At 68.0% G+C, this 1,496-nt stretch carries 1 protein-coding gene; it reads right to left on the bottom strand.

What is annotated here, in order from left to right; translation table 11 throughout:
• Positions 1-451 precede the first annotated feature (451 nt).
• Positions 452-1,261 carry an acetoacetate decarboxylase family protein gene (locus tag AB0N02_RS47315; protein WP_363961761.1) on the bottom strand — a complete coding sequence of 270 codons (810 nt, stop codon included), beginning with the start codon at positions 1,259-1,261 and terminating at the stop codon, positions 452-454.
• Positions 1,262-1,496: the final 235 nt, after the last annotated feature.

Genomic DNA, 1,496 nt, shown 5'->3' with positions numbered 1-1,496 from the left:
GGCCCGGTGCAGATTGGAGACGGCGGCCAGTGCCTCGCGTCTGATCGGGATGTCCCCGAGGCGGCGGTTCACCGCTTCCTCGGTCTCCGTCAACGAGTAGTGCGCGGGCACGCATGCTCCTTCGGTGTCTAACGGCGGTGGAGGGCGACCTGGCAGACAAGCAGGTCTTCACGCCAGTGTCGTTCGTATACGTGTGATTCTGGCCACACGAAACGCGCGATTCGCGGCGATGGTTCGCTCCCCCGGGATGCCCGAGGACGGCGGGCGGCAGGGGAGCGCTCCCCTACCCATCCCAGCGGAAGATCGCTGTGCCCGTCAACAGGCCGTTCCCGCTGTGGGGGAGAACGACCGCCATATGGGCAAGGGCCCGTACGGTGGTGGTTTCCACCGTACGGGCCCTTCTCACGCCTGGGCTCCATGCTCCCGCACGATCAGGGAGCGGGAATGATCGCTATTCGGCGGCCGAGGTGCCGGACTCCAGGAGGGTGCCGCCGTTCCAGACGACTCCGACCTGCCGGTAGTAACCGCCGATGACCTCGTCCACGCGCAGCGCGGCCAGTTCCTCGGTGGGGGCCTCGAACAGCTCGATCTCGGCGTCGCCCTTCCACGCCTGGCCACCCTCGAAGGACTGTCCGCCGCTGACGATCAGCTCGTCCAGGGCCAGGCCGCCGCCCGGCTCGATGGAGGGCAGCCAGCGGTTGTGGGCCATCGGGTGGCCGTTGACGAAGCCGTTGGTCTCGCTGGGCTCGCGCAGCCGTACCACCGCCTGGGCCAGACGGCGGTCGGCGGCGGCCAGGGTGGCGCCGAACGTGCCGCCCTCGCCGATGCGGGGCGCGGCCGACCCGAAGGGGTAGGGGCGGGTCTGGTGGATCGAGCCGAGCTTCTTGGGGTAGCCCTGGTGCGTGCCGCGGGCGATCGCGAAGTCCTTGTCGACCCAGATGTAGACGCAGCGGGAGAACGTCCTACCCTGGTAGGCGCAACGCACCACCACGAAGCACTCCTTGTACTGCGAGCGCACCGGGTCCAGAAGCTCCTCGCGGGTGCCGGAGCAGGACTGCCAGTCGGCCCAGATGACGGCGACCGCGCCGGGGTCCTCCTCGGCGAGCGTCAGGGGCTCGGGCAGGAGCTCGGCGACCCGGGCGGGGTCGGTACGGTACTCGACAGTGAGCAGGTCACCGGAGTAGTACCAAGGCGGAGCGGGGACCAGCGAGGAGCGGCCGGTCGCCGTCTTGGGAGTGAAGAAGCCGCGCACCGTGGCCACGATGCCTCCTTGTCTAGGGGACGTCTCGGTCATTCAGACTGTTTGGGGCCATACGATATGCCTTGAACTGCTAGATGTCACTACGGGAACGACGGCCTCCCTTGTGGGAGCCTTGTTCCCGGGGCGTTCGAGGCGTATGTTTTGCACCCAAACGAAGTGTCCGGACGAATCAGGGAGGCCCAGTGAGCGCGGAGTCCGTGGAACGGACCGTTGAGCGCCTGAGCGAACAGGGCAT

The sequence above is a fragment of the Streptosporangium sp. NPDC051022 genome (genome assembly GCF_040683035.1).
GTDB lineage: Bacteria > Actinomycetota > Actinomycetes > Streptosporangiales > Streptosporangiaceae > Streptosporangium.
This window is presented reverse-complemented; position numbering and strand designations above follow the sequence as displayed.